General features: G+C 60.2%; 13 protein-coding genes. 3 read left to right on the top strand and 10 right to left on the bottom strand.

What is annotated here, in order from left to right:
* The first annotated feature begins 126 nt into the window (after positions 1-126).
* From AOP6_RS13735 to AOP6_RS13725, 3 genes are all read left to right on the top strand, one after another.
* Entirely contained in the window at positions 127-510 is a 384-nt protein-coding gene (locus AOP6_RS13735; protein ID WP_155877306.1) for a hypothetical protein, read from the top strand.
* A 260-nt stretch (positions 511-770) separates the two neighbouring features.
* Positions 771-2726 (top strand): FAD-dependent oxidoreductase, encoded by a 1956-nt coding sequence (locus AOP6_RS13730; protein ID WP_155877305.1) that lies wholly within the window; start codon positions 771-773, stop codon positions 2724-2726.
* 87 nt (positions 2727-2813) lie between these two features.
* Positions 2814-5381 (top strand): molybdopterin-dependent oxidoreductase, encoded by a 2568-nt coding sequence (locus tag AOP6_RS13725; protein WP_155877304.1) that lies wholly within the window; start codon positions 2814-2816, stop codon positions 5379-5381.
* An 84-nt stretch (positions 5382-5465) separates the two neighbouring features.
* On the opposite strand, the gene AOP6_RS13720 is transcribed toward AOP6_RS13725, so the two are convergent.
* From AOP6_RS13720 to nuoG, 10 genes are read right to left on the bottom strand one after another with little or no spacing between them, the layout of a single operon-like run.
* Positions 5466-6509: an FAD:protein FMN transferase gene (locus AOP6_RS13720; protein WP_155877303.1), complete on the bottom strand. Its 1044-nt coding sequence runs from the start codon at positions 6507-6509 to the stop codon at positions 5466-5468.
* Between the two features lie 38 nt (positions 6510-6547).
* Positions 6548-6946 (bottom strand): CoA-binding protein, encoded by a 399-nt coding sequence (locus tag AOP6_RS13715; RefSeq protein ID WP_155877302.1) that lies wholly within the window; start codon positions 6944-6946, stop codon positions 6548-6550.
* 22 nt (positions 6947-6968) lie between these two features.
* The gene (locus AOP6_RS13710) at positions 6969-8396 is read right to left on the bottom strand and encodes an NADH-quinone oxidoreductase subunit N (RefSeq protein WP_155877301.1); all 1428 of its coding nucleotides are present in this window, start codon (positions 8394-8396) and stop codon (positions 6969-6971) included.
* Positions 8393-9886 carry an NADH-quinone oxidoreductase subunit M gene (locus AOP6_RS13705; RefSeq protein WP_155877300.1) on the bottom strand — a complete coding sequence of 498 codons (1494 nt, stop codon included), beginning with the start codon at positions 9884-9886 and terminating at the stop codon, positions 8393-8395. Before AOP6_RS13705 ends, AOP6_RS13710 begins: the two co-directional genes overlap by 4 nt.
* Positions 9887-9920: 34 nt before the next feature.
* Positions 9921-11789: an NADH-quinone oxidoreductase subunit L gene (gene nuoL, locus AOP6_RS13700; protein ID WP_155877299.1), complete on the bottom strand. Its 1869-nt coding sequence runs from the start codon at positions 11787-11789 to the stop codon at positions 9921-9923.
* Positions 11786-12091 (bottom strand): NADH-quinone oxidoreductase subunit NuoK, encoded by a 306-nt coding sequence (nuoK, locus tag AOP6_RS13695; RefSeq protein WP_155877298.1) that lies wholly within the window; start codon positions 12089-12091, stop codon positions 11786-11788. The genes nuoL and nuoK overlap by 4 nt, the downstream gene beginning before the upstream one ends.
* The gene (locus AOP6_RS13690) at positions 12088-12615 is read right to left on the bottom strand and encodes an NADH-quinone oxidoreductase subunit J (RefSeq protein WP_155877297.1); all 528 of its coding nucleotides are present in this window, start codon (positions 12613-12615) and stop codon (positions 12088-12090) included. Before AOP6_RS13690 ends, nuoK begins: the two co-directional genes overlap by 4 nt.
* Positions 12616-12627: 12 nt before the next feature.
* Complete coding sequence (nuoI, locus tag AOP6_RS13685; protein ID WP_155877296.1) at positions 12628-13158, bottom strand: NADH-quinone oxidoreductase subunit NuoI; 531 nt, start codon at positions 13156-13158, stop codon at positions 12628-12630.
* 1 nt (position 13159) lies between these two features.
* On the bottom strand, positions 13160-14155 hold the full coding sequence (gene nuoH, locus AOP6_RS13680) for an NADH-quinone oxidoreductase subunit NuoH (protein ID WP_155877295.1): 996 nt from the start codon (positions 14153-14155) through the stop codon (positions 13160-13162).
* A complete protein-coding gene (gene nuoG, locus AOP6_RS13675) occupies positions 14152-16551 on the bottom strand; it encodes an NADH-quinone oxidoreductase subunit NuoG (protein ID WP_155877294.1) in 2400 nt (799 codons plus the stop codon). The genes nuoH and nuoG overlap by 4 nt, the downstream gene beginning before the upstream one ends.
* Position 16552 lies beyond the last annotated feature (1 nt).

Raw genomic sequence — 16552 nt, 5'->3', positions numbered from 1 at the left:
TCCGAAAGCCATGGTGTTTTTAATCCTCGATGGTCAACTTTACCCGAGCTTTGCCTGGATGCAAGGTGTCGATGGAAGGGAAGCGCAAAAATGCCAGGATGGATAAAGGTACTATGCGGGTGTGTCATGGTAGCCGTGCTGTCGGCTTGTGCCGCTGTGCCGAGGATTTCCGATGATCTGACCCCCGCCGCTTATGACTTCGCCCAGCGTCTACGCTGGAAAGATTTTAACGGGGCTGCCCGCTATTTCGATGATGCGGATAAGAAACATGCCTTTGTGGACGTTTTTGCCGAGATGAGGGATCTGCAGATAACGGACGTGCGGGTCGAAACGATTGACCTGGATGCTGGCGGGCAAGGGGCTACTACCCGCATGACGCTGGAATATTTTCTGCTGCCGTCCGTTTCGGTCAAGACTTTCGCTTTTGAGCTGGACTGGGCCTATGCGGGGCTGAAGCCGAAGGCGGCGGAAACCTGGTTCATTGCTTCACCCTTTCCGCCCTTCCCCTGAGGCGAACGCTTCGGCAAAGGCTGTTTTTCGGCTCGGGAGGCATGCAGAAAAAATCGTCATTCCAAGCTGTTATTGCGTGAACCCCGGTAATTCCGGGTAAAATTTCCCTTGATTTGGTTGACGCGCTTATGGTATTTACCTGCATACTGTATACAAAATAGAAGGGGGATGGCGCCGAAGAACGAGGGGTTTTCCCCTTTTGTTTGGGGCTTTGCGTCCCCCTTTGGCTGTCGCTAAGAGGGGTCTAACAGGAGGTCGATTTGGCTCAGGTTGTATTTTCCAGCTGGGAAGGAAAAATTGTAGACAATCGCAGCGGCGAGGCTGCGGAAGGCGTCTCCCTGAAGCTCAAGCTGCCCGAAACCTACCTGAGCGAAGGTAAGATCGGTGCATTCATGGGCTGGGACGGCGTTGTTGTCATGGAGAAGGATACCGATGTCGTAGCCATGGCCGCCGAATATATGAAGCGCGTCCAGGAGAAGCATTGCTGCGGTAAGTGTACGCCCGGGAAGCGGGCTACCAAGGTTCTGCAGGATGCGTTGGCGCGCATCGTCGCTGGCCAGGGCAAGGAGGAAGATCTCCAGGTCATGGAGGATCTGACCTCGCTGCTGGAGCAATGCAAATGCACCCTGTGCATGACAGCGGCCGTTCCGGTTTTTCACACGCTGAAATATTTTCGCGACGATTATCAGGCTTATATCAATGGCGAAAGGACCCCCGGTCCCGCCAAGTCCTACCAGGATAAGCTGACGGCTCCCTGTATGGACAAATGCCCGGCTCATATCGATATTCCCGCCTACATTGAAGAAATCAAGGAACTGCGCTACACCGACGCTCTTTCCACTATTCGTCGCAACATGCCGATTGCGGCCGTCTGCGGCCGGGTCTGCCCCCATCCTTGTGAGAAAGCCTGCCGTCGCGCGCTTGTTGATGAGCCGGTGAGCATTATGGTTCTCAAGCGTGTCGCCTCTGACCACGAGTGGATGCATCACCAGGCGCCCCCGCTGGTTCCCAAGGCGCCCACGGGTAAAAAAATCATGGTGGTCGGCGCCGGCCCCGCGGGTTTGACCTGCGCCTACTATCTGGCTCTCGAAGGGCACAAGGTCAAGATCATCGACATGTTGTCCGAGCCGGGCGGCACCGTGGCCGTCGGCATACCCGATTATCGCATGCCTCGTCATCTCCTGCAGCGCGAAGCCGACATCGTGGCTTCCCTCGGCGTTGAGATCGAGTACGGTGTCAAACTGGGGCGCGATGTGTCGCTGAGCCAGCTAAAAGAACAGTACGACGCTGTTTTCCTTGGTACAGGCGCCTTTAAATCAAAGCCCATGGGTGTTGAAGGCGAGGATAAAGGCTACGACGGATTCTCCCCCGGTGGCATTCACTATCTGCGGGCCGTGGCGCTGGGTCAGCCCATTGAAACGCCCAAACGCATCGTGGTTGTCGGCGGTGGTAACACCGCCATTGACTGTGTTCGTGTGGCGCTGCGTGAAGGAGCCGAGGAATCGATCCTGGTCTACCGGCGTACCCGCAAGGAAATGCCGGCCGAGCCCTACGAGGTCGATGACGCCGAGGAAGAAAACGTCAAGTTCGAGTTTCTTCGCAATCCCACCCGCCTGGTCACCGAGGATAACCGTGTGGTCGGCGTCGAGGTCATTAAAATGGAACTGGGCGAACCGGATGAATCCGGCCGTCGCAGTCCGCAGCCTGTTCCCGGCAGCGAATATGTTATTCCCTGTGAACTGGTTATCCCCGCTATCGGACAGGATCCCGATCTCGATTATCTCGGTGAAGATGACTTCGGCATCAAGCAGACCCGTTGGAAGAGCATTGTCACCAAGGGCGGCACCATGATGACCGACTGCGAAGGGATCTTTGCCGGCGGCGACTGCGAATACGGAGCCATGACCGTGGTTGTTGCCGTGGGTCACGGCCGCCGGGCGGCCCGGGCCATGCACCGCTATCTTACCGAAGGGAAGGCCTATCTTGATGACGAGGACGCCATGGAAGATCTGGTCAACCAGTTCGGCGTCTTCAACGACAAGGAAAATGTGGGTATTCTCGGTGGCCTTCATCGTGAGCACCAGCCCAAGGTGAATGGCGCGGAACGGGCCACGAACTACGACGAAATCGAATTGGCCATGCCCGAGAGCCAGGCGGTTGCCGAGGCGGAACGCTGTCTGCGTTGCTATCGCGTTGGGATGGTTGCGGTCAACTAGTCATTGCCCTGAAAAACGTACCCTGGGCTTTCGCGCTGCCAGGGATCGGAGAAGGGGCTGCCCAGATAAACCAAAGGTGATGAGTCCATGGTCAATCTCAAGATCGACGGAAAAGATGTCCAGATAGAAAAAGGGGCCACCATTCTGGCGGCTGCCGAAAAAGTCGGCATCAAGATTCCAACCCTCTGTTTTCTGAAGAAAGTGTCTCCCACGGGCGCCTGCCGGGTCTGTGTGGTCGAGATCAAGGGTGTAGACAAGCTGATGACGGCCTGCAATACCCGGGTCGTTGATGGGATGGAAGTCACCACCCAGTCCGAACGTCTCAAAAAGATCCGGAAGGAAATTGTACAGCTGCTGCTGGTCAACCATCCCCTGGATTGTCCGGTCTGCGATGCCGCCGGTGAGTGCGATCTGCAGAATATCTGCTTTGATCTCGAGGTCACGACCCAACCCTTTACGGCCGAGGACGTCAATCATGAGGCTATCAACGGCTGGCCCCTGATTCAGCAGGTTCCCAACCGCTGTGTGCTCTGCGAAAAATGCGTCAAGGTCTGTCACGAAACTATCGGTTCCGGCGCCCTTTTCGTCAATGACAAGGGGGACAGAACCTTTATCGACAAAGACCTCGATCTTTGTGAGTTCTGCGGCAACTGTGTCGCCGTGTGTCCTACCGGCACCATGATCTCAAAACCCTTCAAATTTAAGTCCCGACCCTGGGAAATGACCAGGAAGGCCAGCGTCTGCACGACCTGCGGCAGTCACTGCCAGGTGGATATCAATGTCAAAAACGGCCAGGTTTACCGCCTGACTTCCGAAGACGAAGGGACTGTCAACAATGGCAACCTGTGTGTCGGCGGTTTCTTCGGCCATGCCTTCATTCACTCTCCCGAGCGGCTGCAGCGCCCCAGTCTGAAGGACGAACAGTCCACCGTTCACGTCTCCTGGGACGAAGCCTTCGGTGCGGTCGCCGACAAAATCCAGCAGATCCGTAAGGAGTCCGGGCCCGCCGCTATTGCCGGCCTGAGCTCCGGCCGCCTGACCAATGAAGAGAATTACCTGTTCCAGAAGCTCTTCCGCGTGGCCATCGGTTCCAACAATATCGATTCCGGCGCCCGTTTCGGTGTGCTGGAGGCCTATAAGGCCCTTCGGGAAACGCTCGGTTACGCCGGCAGCAGCAATGCCCTCGGTAAGATTGGATCGTCGAGGGCGGTACTGGTTTTTGGAGCTGACGTGACCGCCGAGGCTCCCGCCGTCGATTGGCAGATCGAAAAAGCCTGCCGTAAAAACGATGCGCCCCTGGTGGTGGCCAACATGCGCTCCGTCAAGCTGCGCCGTCATTCCAACACCTTCCTCGGCTACCGGCCCGGAAGTGAAGTGGCCTTGGCTAACGCCTTGACCCGCCTCATTCTCGACAAAGGCCTGGCAGACGAGGACTACCTCACCCGCTTTGTGGGCAACCTCGATGATATGAAGCAGGCACTGGCCGCCGTCGATCTCGACAAGGCGATCAAAGAGACGGGGGTCTCCCGCCAGTTCCTGGAGGAAGCCGCCGAACATCTCGGACAGGCCAAAAGCGTGTCCGTCATCTTCGGCCGGGATATTCTGACTGCAGCGAATGCTGGCGACAAGACCAGGGCGATTGTCACTCTGGCCCTGGTGTGCGGAGCCCTGCATGGCGATATCGGTGGTCTCTTTCCTGTGCATGAAGAAGGCAATATGCAGGGTCTTCTCGATATGGGCGTTTGCCCTGAGTTCCTGCCCGGCTTCCAGGACTATAGCGCGGCTCGTGGCAAGTTCGATGTCGCCTGGCGTACCGCTCTGCCACAGGATGGCTACAACGCTCTGCAGATGCTGGAACAGATCGAAAAAGGGAACATCCGTGCTCTCTACCTGGCCGCTACCAATCCGCTGGTCTCCTTTCCGGAAAGTGCTCGTTGGCGTAAGGCCCTGGAAAAGCTTGATTTCCTCATCGTTCAGGACATTCTGGACAGCGAACTGACCAAGCTGGCGCATGTGGTGCTGCCGGGTGCCTCTTTTGCCGAAAAGACGGGGAGCGTTACCGCTCTGGACGGGCGTATCAGCTGCCTGGGGCAGGCTATTGAGCCCGTCGGCGAAGCCCGTGAAGATTGGACTATTCTCGCCGAACTGTACAACCGTGTCAGCCGGCGTACCGACAAGATTAATACCGAGGTGTTGCTGCGTGAGGCAAAAGAGCTCACCAGTCTCTACGGTGACCTCTGTTTTGCCGGAGAGGGACTGTGTAAGCCTTGCCGGAAATTGCCCTTCGCTCCCGAAGAAAAGAGTCTGCAATTCATCGCGGCCACCCAGGGTGACGTTGAAGAGGGTCTGCAGCTCCTCGTTGGCAAGAATCTCTTCCACTTCGACCTGTTGACCACCCACAGCCCGGCCAATCTCGAAATTGCTCCCGAAGGCTGGGTAGAGATGAATCCGGCCACAGCCGCCACTCTGCAGGTGGCCGATGGGGATAAGATTCAGGTCGTCTCCTCATTGGGGTCGGCCACGAGCAAGGCTCGTCTGACCGACAAGATTCCTCAGGATCTGCTCTTTGCCAACTATCACTTCGCCGACCTGAACATCCAACAGGTCATGCCGCAGGGGAAGAACCTGGTCAAAGTCGAGGTTCGCAAAGCCTGATTCCCCTCGTATTCAAAAACAAAAAGCCCCGGACTGTGTAGCAGTCCGGGGCTTTTTGTTTTTAACGGGTAAAAGGAAAAATCCTTATAGGGATTGAGGTGCTTTCGCCTGAAAGGCCTTGCTGCGTTTTTCGACAAAGCCGCTTGGGGTTTTGACAATGAGTAAGGCGGCAATGTTGGCCTTCTCTGCCAAGGAAAAGGCCTGGTCGGGTCCGAGCACCATAAAGGCGGTGGCCAGCGCATCGGCCCGTGCGCAGGAAGGGTCGAGGATGGTGACAGCGGCCAGGGCATGATCGATAGGGTATCCTGTGCGTGGATCGATCGTGTGCGAATAACGCCGACCGTTATCTTCAAAGTAGTTGCGATAGTCGCCCGAAGTGGCCATGGCCATATCCCGCAGGCTCAGAACATCGCCAATCTCTCGCCGGTCGGACAAGGGTGATTCTATGCCGATGCGCCAGGGAGTCTGCGGCCCTTTGGCACCCCTGACCACGACTTCCCCACCGACTTCGACAATGAAATCATGCAGGCCGCGCGAGAGAAGCCGGGCGGCGACGCGATCGGCGGCATAGCCTTTGGCAATGGCGGAGAGGTCGATACGCAGCCTGGGATCGACTTTGCGGAGCATCGGTGGCGCCAGCCGGCATTCCACCTTCTCGTAGCCTGTGATTGCCAGCAGACGGTCGATGTCCGATGGGGCGGGCACCAGGTCAGGCCGGGAGACGGGACCAAATCCCCAGAGATCTACCAGGGGGCCAACCGTGATGTCAAAGGCGCCGGCGGTCTCGGCTCCGATGCGGAGAGCCAGGTCAACGACCTCTGCCGTCGCGGTGGATACAGGCATCCACTCCGTGGTCTGTTCGTCGCTGAAACGGCTTACCTCGGAGGAAGGGAGATAGGTAGACATCTTTTGATTGATGTCCTCCAGTACGGCAAAGGCTTCCTGCTTGATGGCATCGAGTGTGGTTGCGTCGATGTCACCGGCCAGGGTGACGGTGAAGGTAGTCCCCATGGTCAGGCCGGTAAATTGGCTGACCGGTGGCGAAGGTTCCGACGGGCGTAGGGTCAGCGCGGCCAAGCCGATGAGAATCAAAAAGCTGGCCAGAGTGAAAAAAGAGGACCTTTTCATGACGGCGCTATGGAAGAGCACAGGAGCACAGGATCAGCTCAAACATCGCGAAAACCAAGGACAACGAGCAGGCAGCTGCCATCGGCAATGACATTGATGCCCTTTTCTTCGCAAAGGGCGATGGCGGCAGGGCTCTCGGCGCCGGGCTGCATCCAGATGTTCTCGATGCCTTTGGCGATGGCGGCGGTGACCACCTGTTCGGTTATTTTCGGCGGGGTGATGATGGAAAGGCTCTTCGCCTCGGCGGGAAGCTCTGCCACAGAGGACACGCAGGGGATTCCTTCGATTTCAGTCGCTCTGGGGTTGATGGGGATGGCCTTTCTGCCGTTCTGCAGGTAGCAGCGCAGCACCTTGTTGCCATATTTGTCCCGATTTGTGGAAGCGCCGGCGACGGCGAAGGTATCAGCCTTGAGAAATTGTGCGATGCGGTTTTCCATGGCAATTCTCCTGGTTCAGGGTTCACGGCAGAATAAGGGCGATCGTATCGAAAAGAGGGCCAGGATAGACACCCAGCAGCAATGTAACCAGCAAACAGAGGATCAGGACCGATTTTTCAGCGGCCGAGCACGATGTTTCGGTGACCGTCATACCATCCTCTGTGCCCGCCATGTACATGACCATGACGGGCCGCAGATAATAAGCAAGGGAGATCAGGGAGCTGAGTATACCAATGAGGGCCAGACCTGTATACCCTCCTTCAATGGCGGCGTAAAAAATGGAAAACTTGCCCATGAAGCCCGCCGTCGGGGGGATACCAGCCAGGGAGAGCATACAGATCAGCAGCACCAGGGCTGCCAGCGGCTGTCGATACCCGACCCCACGGAAATGATCATAGGATGCCGCCTCGGATTCGCCGGTTGAGAACACGGTAAGCACGGCAAAAGCCCCGAGAGTGGCACCGCTGTAGGCGACCAGATAGAAAAGAATGGCCCCCGAGCCGTTGCTCCCGGCGGGGAGGAGGGCCAGCAGCAGATAGCCCATGTGAACGACCGAGGAATAAGCGAGCATGCGCTTGAGGTTGTGCTGCCGCAGGGCGCAGAGGGTACCGACTGCCATGGAGAGGGCGGACAGCAGCCATAGGAGGCTGCCCAAAGGGGATCCGGTCAAATCGCTGCCGGCAAAGAGCAGAACCAGGGCGGCGAAGACGGCTCCCTTGGATCCCGTAGCCAGCAAGGCGGTTACCGGCGATGGGGCTCCCTCGTAGACGTCAGGCGTCCAGAGGTGAAAGGGGACCAGGGACGTTTTGAAGCCGAGTCCGCCCAGCAGCAGGGCCCAACCGGCGAGGAGCAGGGGACGCAGGGCCTGATCGCCGACAGGTATCAAGGAAGCTGAGTCGAAATGAAAGGTGCCCGTGGCGGCATAGATCAGGGCGATCCCCATGGCGAGCAGGCCGGTGGCCACTCCTCCCATGATCAGGTATTTGAGGCCGGCCTCTGCCCCCAAAGGCGAACCTTTGTGGAAGGCGATGAGGATGTAAAAGACGAGAGTGAAGGTCTCCAGGCCGAGAAAAAGGCCGAAGAAGGAGGAGGCGCTGGACAGTAGAATCATGCCGGCGGCGGCAAAGAGAATCAGGGCGGCATATTCACCACCCAAAAAATAGTGCCTTTGCCCGTAGCGAAAGGACATGAGGAGGGTGAGGGCGGCCAGCAAAGACCAGAGGACCGCGAAAAACCGGCTGTAGCTGTCCATGGTGAAGAGGCCCAAGGCCGTGGACGCGGTGGCCGGTTCATAAAATAGCGCGATGGCGGCTGCTCCGAGAGCGATGAGGACGCCGTACGTCATGGCGGTGACATAGTGAGCTTGCCAGGCTCCGGCCAGCAACAGGGCAACGGCGCCGGCCGCCAGCAGCAGAACGGGGAGGAGGGCGTGCAGTTCCAGCAGGGTCATGGCAGTCCTCCCAGACCTCTCAACGAGGATTCCAGTAAAAGACGCTGTACGGGTTCCCGCAGGGGTTCAAGAAAAGGGTGTGGGTAAAGACCAAGCCAGAGGACGAGCAGGGCAAGAGGCGCCAGGATGAGCGTCTCCCGCCAGGAAATATCCCCCCAGTCCTGGGTACTGTGAGATTGTCCCCAGAGTACGCCCTGCACGAGCCTGAGCATGTAGATGGCGGCAAAGAGCACGCCCACCAGCCCCAGAGAGGCCCAGAGGGGATGGACAGCAAAAGTGCCGATCAGGATCAGAATTTCACCGGTAAAGTTGTTCAGGCCGGGCAGCCCGAGGGAGGCCAGGGCAAAGAAGAGGAAAAAGGCACCGAGAACAGGAGCCTTTGCCCACAGCCCTCCCAGCTCTGAGATTTCGCGGGTGTGGGCGCGTGCGTCGATCATTCCGATAAGAGCAAAGAGCGCTCCGGTGGTGATGCCGTGATTGACCATCTGCAGCAGGCTCCCCTCCAGAGCCGTCGTGTTCCAGGCCGCTATCCCAAGTATCACGAAACCCATGTGCGCTACCGAGGAGTAGGCGATCAGCCGTTTGGCGTCGCTCTGGGTGTAGGCGATCCAGGCGGCATAAAAAATGGCGATCAGGCTCAATACGCCCAGCACGGGCAGGCTTGCCCTGGCCGGTTCGGGAAAGAGGGGAAAGCCATAGCGTAGCAGCCCGTAGACCCCTGTTTTGAGCAGCACCCCGGCCAGGATGACCGAGCCGGCCGTCGGGGCTTCGGTGTGGGCGTCGGGCAGCCAGGTGTGCAGGGGGAAGAGGGGCACCTTGACGGCAAAGGCGGCAAAAAAGGCGCCAAAGAGCCACCAGGAAAGGGCCGGTGGCAGTTGGGTGTCCACCAGGGATGCCAGCGCAAAGGTGTAATGCCCGCTCTGGTCTCCATGCACAAGGTAGAGCGTGATCATGGCCAGCAGCATAAGCAGGCTGCCGGCCAGGGTAAAGAGAAAGAATTTGACGGCGGCGTAGAGGCGGTTCTCATGCCCCCAGACGCCAATAAGGAAGAACATGGGGATGAGCATGACCTCCCAGAAGAGATAGAAGAGAACCAGATCAAGAGCGAGAAAAACGCCCATGATGCCGCTCTCGATCAAGAGCAGCAGTGAGAAGAAGAAATGCGTGTGGACGTCGAGGCGCCAGGAAATAAGGACGGCGATGACCAGCAAAAAGGCGGTCAGCAGGGTCAGGGTCAGGGAAAGACCGTCCATACCGAGCGTGTAGCGAATGCCGTAGCGGGGGATCCAGGCATGGTCTTCCTGCCAGAGCCAACCGTCGAGGCCGCGGCTTTCCAGGAAAGCCCAGAGGTTCAGGGAGAAAACGGCGGTGGTCACAGCCAGGGCTGTCCAGCGACCGGCCCCGGTATAAGGACGCAGCAGCAGGCAGGTCAGGGCTCCCAGCAAAGGCAGCCACACTAGCAGGGAAAGTAAAGGCAACGAGGTCTCCATGGCAAACCGTCAGGAAAAGGCTTAATGCAACAGGCTAGCTCTGGGCTACCTGCACCAGAAAAAAGAGCATGAACAGTAATAATCCCCAGGCGACAGCAGCGAGGTAGTGGGAAAGCCGACCACTGGTCAAGGCTCTCAGTCGGTCCCCGCCAAGCTGACAGCCCCGGGCGAGACTGTGAAGGATGCCATCGATAAGGGATCTATCCGTCCCCTGCCAGAAAAAACGCGCGAGAGAGGCGAAGGGGTGCAGCAAAACCTTGCGAATGAGCGTATCCGCCTGCCAGCCGGACAATAAAAACCGCCAGACCGGGCCGGTCTCCTCGGGGAGGTCTCCCTGATAGCGCCGGCGGCTCAGCAGCCAGCCGAGCACGAAGAGGATAGCGGCGAGAGCGGCGATGAATCCTTCCTCCGTGTGACTGATGTGAACAGGGGCGCCGGCCAGAGAGCCTAGAAAGTGAGAAAGCCAGGCATGGCCACCGTAGAACTCGGGCAGGTTGATCAGGCCGCCGCCGACGGCGACGATGGCAAGAGGAATCAAAGGCCAGGTCATCAGCCGTGGCAGGTGGTGCGGCTCACCAGAAAAACGTGGCGTTCCGGCGAAAACGAGGTAAAGCAGGCGAAAGGTGTAGACGGCTGTCAGCAGGGCCGTCAGCACAGCCAGGACAAGCAGTCCAGTGTAAAAAGGGGTGTGCAGGGCGTAGTCGGCGGCGAGGAGGCTGTCCTTGGAAAAGAAGCCGCTGCTCAAAGGCGCGCCGGCCAGGCTCAGTGCCCCTGCCAGAAAGAGAATGAAAACAAGCGGGCTTTTTCTGGCCAGCCCACCCATGCGGAAGATGTCGTTCTCCTGGGCGCACAGGTGAATAACACAGCCCGCCGCCATGAACAGCAGGGCTTTGAAAAAAGCGTGGGTGAAGAGATGAAACATGGCGCCGGCGACGGCACCGGAGCCGACACCGAGGAACATGTAGCCGACCTGACTCATGGTGGAGTAGGCCAGTACTTTTTTGATCTCTCGTTGGGCCAAAGCGCAGGTGGCGGCGTAAAAGGCGGTCAAGGCGCCGACGGCGCTGATCAGGGCCATGCCGGTGGCTGACAGGCTGACGAGGGGAAAGAGGCGGCAGAGCAGGTAGACGCCGGCGGTGACCATGGTGGCGGCATGAATGAGGGCCGATACGGGAGTGGGTCCGGCCATGGCGTCGGGGAGCCAGGTCATGAGGGGCAGCTGGGCCGACTTGCCGCAGGCCCCCAGTAGAAGCAGGATGACCAAGGGGGTCAGCACGCCGGCAGCGAGCCCGGCGGCCTGGCTGTTGATGGCGCTGATGGAGAGAGTACCGAAGAGGTCGAACAGCCAGAGGATGGCGATGCCGAGAAAAACATCGCCGACGCGGGTGACGAGAAACGCCTTGCGTCCGGCGTTGGCGTTTTTCTCCTGCCGATACCAGAAGCCGATGAGAGCATAGGAACAGAAGCCTACCCCTTCCCAGCCCAGAAAGAGCACCAGCAGATTATCGGCCAGCACGATGAGGAGCATGGCGAAGACGAACAGGTTGAGGAGGGCGAAAAAGCGGGCATAGTCTTCTTCACCCTGCATGTAGCCGATGGCGTAAAGGTGGATGAGGGTGGAAACTGAGGTGACCATGAGCGCCATGGGGGCAGAGAGCGGGTCGAAAAGGAGCTCAAAGGGAATCTGCAGGGTACCGCTCTGCAGCCAGGTGAAAAGTGTGAAGTGGGTACCTTCACCGCCGGCCAGGGGCCAGGCGGCCAGGGTCAGCAGCGCGCTTGCGGCTACCCCGGCCACGGCCAGAAATTCGCTCAGACGGCGCGGCAGACGCATGCCGAAAAGGACGTTGAGGATCCCCCCTATAAGTGGAGCGAGGGGTATGAGCAGCAGCGTTGAGTGGGTCATCCCTTCATCCCGTCATAAGCGTCGGCCTCGAGGCTGGTCTTCTGCCGACGCAGGTAGACGACCATAGCCAGGGAAATGGCGACTTCGGCTGAAGTCATGGCCATCAGAAAAATGACAAAAATCTGGCCGTCGACCTGGCGCCAGAAGGCGGCGGCGCCGATAAAGGCCAGACCGGCGGCGTTGAGCATGATCTCGATGCCGATGAGGATCATGATCAGATTGCGCCGCGCCAGGGTGCAGGCGAGTCCCATGAGAAAGAGGGCGGCGGCAAAGCCGAGCACATGCGAGAGAGGCACGATCATGCGTCCTCCCTTTCCGTTTCGGGACGTTGTTTCCTGCTGTCGACGCGTCCCACGTAGTAGGCGCCCACCGCCGCGAACAACAGCTGGAAAGAGACGATTTCCACGGCCAGAGGGTATTCCTTGAACAGGGCGTAGCCGAAGGTGCGCGGTGAAGCATAGAAATGGGGCAACCCGTCGGCACCGCTGCTGTCGAGGCCAAGCAAAAGAAGGGTGCAGCTCAGCAGCACGCCGGACAGCAGCACGACCGGTCCCCAGCGACGCCAGCCTGCCCCCTGCACGGGTTGGTCCGGGGCCAGTTCGAGCATCATGATGATGAAAAGAAAAAGGACCATGATCGCCCCGGTGTAGATGATGACCTCCCAGGCGGCCACCAGGGGGGCGCCGAGCAGATAAAAGAGCAGGGCCAGGGCGAAAAAGGCGTTGACCAGGTAGAGGACCGCATGCACGGGATTGCGCCGGGTGATGCACATGCCCGTGGCGGCCAGGGCGGTGAGGGCCAAAATGTAGAAGAGGGCGGTCGCCATGATGTGATTACCTCAGGGCAGCAGGCTGCGGGGGTCGACGGGACCATATTCGTCCGCGTTCTTTCCCCGGGGGTTGGCCACGCCGATGCCGGCATGACGATAAAAATCATAGTGGAGATCCTTGCCGCCGTCGTGGATGAGCAGGTCGTCTTTCTCATAGACGAAGTGCAGCGGATCTCTCTTGGCGAACTCGTAATCCGTCGTCATCTGGATGGCCAGGGTCGGACAGGCCTCGGTGCAGAGGCCGCAGAAGATGCAGCGGGCGAAGTTGATGCGGAACCAGGCGGCGTAGCGGCGGCCATCTTCGGCTTCGGCCGCCTGCATCGAAATGCAGTCGACGGGGCAGGCGGCGCTGCACATATGGCAGGCGACGCAGCGCTCCTCACCCTGGGGATCGCGCGTCAGGACCAGGCGGCCCCGGTAGCGGAAAGACGGAACGGTTTTTTCTTCCGGGTACTGCCGGGTTACCGGTTTTCGCATCATATTGCGCAGGGTGACCCAGAAAGGCTGCAGCGTACCCTGGATGTCGCGCCAGAGGGACATGTCAGACTCCCAGCCAGAGCAGTACCGCTCCGGTAACGAGGACGTTCAGCAGGGCCAGGGGCACCAGCACCTTCCAGCCGAAGTGCATGAGCTGGTCGTAGCGCAGCCGTGGCAACGAGCCCCTGATCCAAATAAAGATAAAGCAGATGAACAGAACTTTTCCGACGAACCAAACCAGCGGCGGCAGCAGAGGGCCATGCCAGCCGCCGAGAAAGAGGACGGTGATCATCGCGCTGAGAATGATGAGGTTGATGTATTCGCCGACAAAAAAGAGGCCGAAACGCATACCCGAATATTCCGTGTGAAATCCGGCCACCAGCTCGGCTTCCGCCTCGGGCAGGTCGAAGGGAACCCGCTTCGATTCCGCCAGCATGCTGATAAAGAATATCAGAAAGGCCAAAGGGTGCACCAGGGCGAAGGGAATGTTCGCCTGGGCCATGACGATATCGGTGAGGGAGAAGGAGCGCGTGGCCAGCACCACCGGCACGATGGCCAGTCCCATGGACAGTTCGTAGGAAATGAGCTGGGCCAGGCCGCGAATGGAGCCGAGCAGGGCGTATTTGGAATTGGAGGCCCAGCCGCCCAAGGCCACACCGTAGACGGCCAGGGACGATAGGCCGAGAAAGTAGAGCACCCCGATGTTCAGATCGCACACGACCATAGGAACGGTACGGCCGAAAAGGGTGATGGGGGGCGAAAAAGGGACCACGGCAAAGGCGAGCAGGGCCGTGATGGCTGTGAGGCCGGGCGCCAGCAGAAAGATGGGCCGGTCGGCGCCGGCCGGAATCGTGTCCTCCTTCGTAAGCAGCTTGATGACGTCGGCCAGCGGCTGTAACAGGCCGAAGGGGCCGACGCGATTGGGGCCGTGACGCAATTGCAGGCGTCCGAGGATCTTGCGCTCGGCCAGCACCAGATAGGCAGCCAGGGTCAGAACGACGCCAAAGATGAGGAGGAGCTTGACCAGAATCAGGGCGAGAGTCAGCAGCATATCCATCATGGCGGACCTCCCGGCTCCGTTTCCAGCCAGCCGTATTGCCGCGGCCCCCCGGGTACCAACAGCTCGATGCCGCTGCCGCGCCGTCGCGGCACCAGGGCGACGCCCCGAGCCATCCGGGAAGAAAGGCGCAGAGTCAGGCTGAAATGGCCCAGGGAGGAGGAGAGGCGAACCCGGTCTCCTTCGCGCAGGCCGCGCTCCCTGGCATCCTCGGTATGGAGCAGCACATAGGGGTCGGTGTCTCTGAGCTGCAGGGGCGTCGACAGGCTGGCCAGCAACTCGGAACCGAAAAGGGATTCGACAGGTATCAGGGTCAGGGCCTTTTCTGGCACACACTCCAGCGGCTGGGCGGTGCTTTCGGCCACAGCGGCCGCAGGCGCTGACAGACGTTCCCCTGGACGTTCGGCTAGGGCCGCGAACAGGGGATTCTGGGTGGCAAGGTGATGGCGCAGGGCAGTCAGCGAGTCCTTCAATCCCAGAAGATCGGCCAGGATGGCCCAGGCCTGCCGGGGCTGCTCGTCAGCACCTGGCTCGGTGAATTCACGCGGCGGGTGCTTGCCCTGGCCCGTCTCCCGCAGGGAAAGGCCGGCCGAGAACACCGGCTGAAAGGCTTGAGGCCGCCCCTCATTGTTGACAAAGATCCCTTCTCCTTCAGCCGTTACCGTGGTGGGCAGCAGCAGGTCGGCATGGCGAGAAGCAACCGTGGGGAGCGAGTCGAAAACGGCGAGATACTCCAGGCGCGAGAGGGCCGCCCCCGCCCGGGCCGGATCGGGATACTCGCTGAAAGGATCCGTTTCCAGGCACACCATGGCCCGGACGCTGCCGTTAAGCATGGCATTCAGGTGGTGGTCGAACGTATCTTCCCCCTGCGAGAGCAAGGCGCCCCCGTAGCTGTTGGGTCCGCCCAGCAGCACAAAGGCGCCGCAGGAGCGATCGGTGGGCGAGAAGGCTGCCAGGGTGCGAAAGAGCGCGCGGACGCCGTCACCACCAAGCAGATCGGCGCCGGCGGCGATGACGGGGCGCTGCGCCCGCTCAAGGCGACTGGCAATCCCTTCGAGGAAGCTTGCTTCCTGACGGGCAAATCGGGAAAAATCCCTGGTGCGCAGCGCCGCCAGCACCTCAAGCAGGCGCTGGGGCGGCATGGGCAGGTGCGCGGCCGGACAGCAGAGATCGACGGGACGGGGGTCGATGCTGGCGGCCAGCCCCCCCGCCCGCACGGCCTGCCGGATGGCCAGGGCGAGAAGGGGGCCTTCCCCGATCGGGTCGCAGCCCAGCGTCAGGACGAAGTCGGCCTGACGGATATCCGCCAGACTGCGGGCGTGATCGCCCAGCAGGGCGGCGGTATGACGGGCAGCCCGGTCGCGCTGGGGGTGAACCTCGTAGACAAGGCGCCTCTCGCCCTGTCTGCCGGCCCATTGGCCGAACAGGGCATTGGCCTCCAGGCTGGCACGTGCGGAGCCCACAAAGAGGATACTGTCGGGTCCATGAATGCGGCGAATGGTGGCGAGACGATCCTCCAGGGCAGCGAGAGCCTTCTCCCAGCTGACCTCGGCGCCGCCAAGGCGCGGGCGGCGGCGGCGCTCGGGATGATTGGCGTGGCCGTAGCCGAAGCGCCCCCGATCGCAGATAAAGTAACCATTGGTGTGGGGATTGACGCCGGCTCGCACGCGCTGCAGCTCACCGTAACGGGCGCCGGGGATGGTGGCGCAGCCCAAGGAACAGTGGGGGCATATAGAGGCGGCCTCCTCCAGATCCCAGACGCGGGAACGGTAGCGGAAGGTTTTATCCGTGAAGGTACCGGTGGGACAGACGTCCACCAGATTGCCCGAGAAGGGGCTCTCCAGGCAGCCGTCCTGGAAGCGACCGAAGAAGAGGCGCTGACGACTGCCCATCACGCCGAAATCGGTGCCGCCGCAATAGTCCTGATAGGTCCGCACGCAGCGGTAACACTGGATGCAGCGATTCATCTCCTGGATGACGAAGGGTCCGAGATCCTGGGTGCGGAAGGTTCTTTTTCTGCCGCCATAGCGGCGCAGGCCGTGGCCGCCGGCGATGGTCATGTCCTGCAGCTGGCACTGGCCGCCTTCGTCGCACACTGGACAGTCGTGGGGATGATTCATCATCAGCCATTCGATGACGTGGGCCCGCTGTTCCTGCGCCTGGGCATCCGAGGTCGAGACGACCATGCCATCTTTGGCCTCGACCATGCAGCTCATCTGCACCCCCTTGACCGGGCCGTCCACAAAGGTCATGGCACAGAGGCGGCAGGCGCCCACCGCCCCGAGGGCGGCGTGGTAGCAGAAGTGCGGGATGACGATGCCCAGCTGCTCGGCGGCCTGCAGCACGTTGGTGCCCTCAGGGACGGTGATGGTCAGATTGTCGATGGTCAGTGTCGGCATG

This window comes from Desulfuromonas sp. AOP6 (genome assembly GCF_009731355.2).
Lineage (GTDB): Bacteria > Desulfobacterota > Desulfuromonadia > Desulfuromonadales > SZUA-540 > SZUA-540.
The sequence above is the reverse complement of the archived record's forward strand: the minus strand, read 5'-3'. Positions and strand labels throughout refer to the sequence as shown.

What these genes read in the sequence shown, in the direction of transcription:
- AOP6_RS13720 (WP_155877303.1), bottom strand. Translation starts at nt 6,509, where the DNA reads ATGAAAAGGTCCTCTTTTTTCACTCTGGCCAGCTTTTTGATTCTCATC.
- AOP6_RS13705 (WP_155877300.1), bottom strand. Translation starts at nt 9,886, where the DNA reads ATGGAGACCTCGTTGCCTTTACTTTCCCTGCTAGTGTGGCTGCCTTTG.
- AOP6_RS13735 (WP_155877306.1), top strand. Translation starts at nt 127, where the DNA reads ATGGTAGCCGTGCTGTCGGCTTGTGCCGCTGTGCCGAGGATTTCCGAT.
- nuoI (WP_155877296.1), bottom strand. Translation starts at nt 13,158, where the DNA reads ATGTCCCTCTGGCGCGACATCCAGGGTACGCTGCAGCCTTTCTGGGTC.
- AOP6_RS13725 (WP_155877304.1), top strand. Translation starts at nt 2,814, where the DNA reads ATGGTCAATCTCAAGATCGACGGAAAAGATGTCCAGATAGAAAAAGGG.
- nuoH (WP_155877295.1), bottom strand. Translation starts at nt 14,155, where the DNA reads ATGATGGATATGCTGCTGACTCTCGCCCTGATTCTGGTCAAGCTCCTC.
- AOP6_RS13715 (WP_155877302.1), bottom strand. Translation starts at nt 6,946, where the DNA reads ATGGAAAACCGCATCGCACAATTTCTCAAGGCTGATACCTTCGCCGTC.
- AOP6_RS13710 (WP_155877301.1), bottom strand. Translation starts at nt 8,396, where the DNA reads ATGACCCTGCTGGAACTGCACGCCCTCCTCCCCGTTCTGCTGCTGGCG.
- nuoK (WP_155877298.1), bottom strand. Translation starts at nt 12,091, where the DNA reads ATGATCGTGCCTCTCTCGCATGTGCTCGGCTTTGCCGCCGCCCTCTTT.
- nuoL (WP_155877299.1), bottom strand. Translation starts at nt 11,789, where the DNA reads ATGACCCACTCAACGCTGCTGCTCATACCCCTCGCTCCACTTATAGGG.
- nuoG (WP_155877294.1), bottom strand. Translation starts at nt 16,551, where the DNA reads ATGCCGACACTGACCATCGACAATCTGACCATCACCGTCCCTGAGGGC.
- AOP6_RS13690 (WP_155877297.1), bottom strand. Translation starts at nt 12,615, where the DNA reads ATGGCGACCGCCCTCTTCTACATTTTGGCCCTCACCGCCCTGGCCGCC.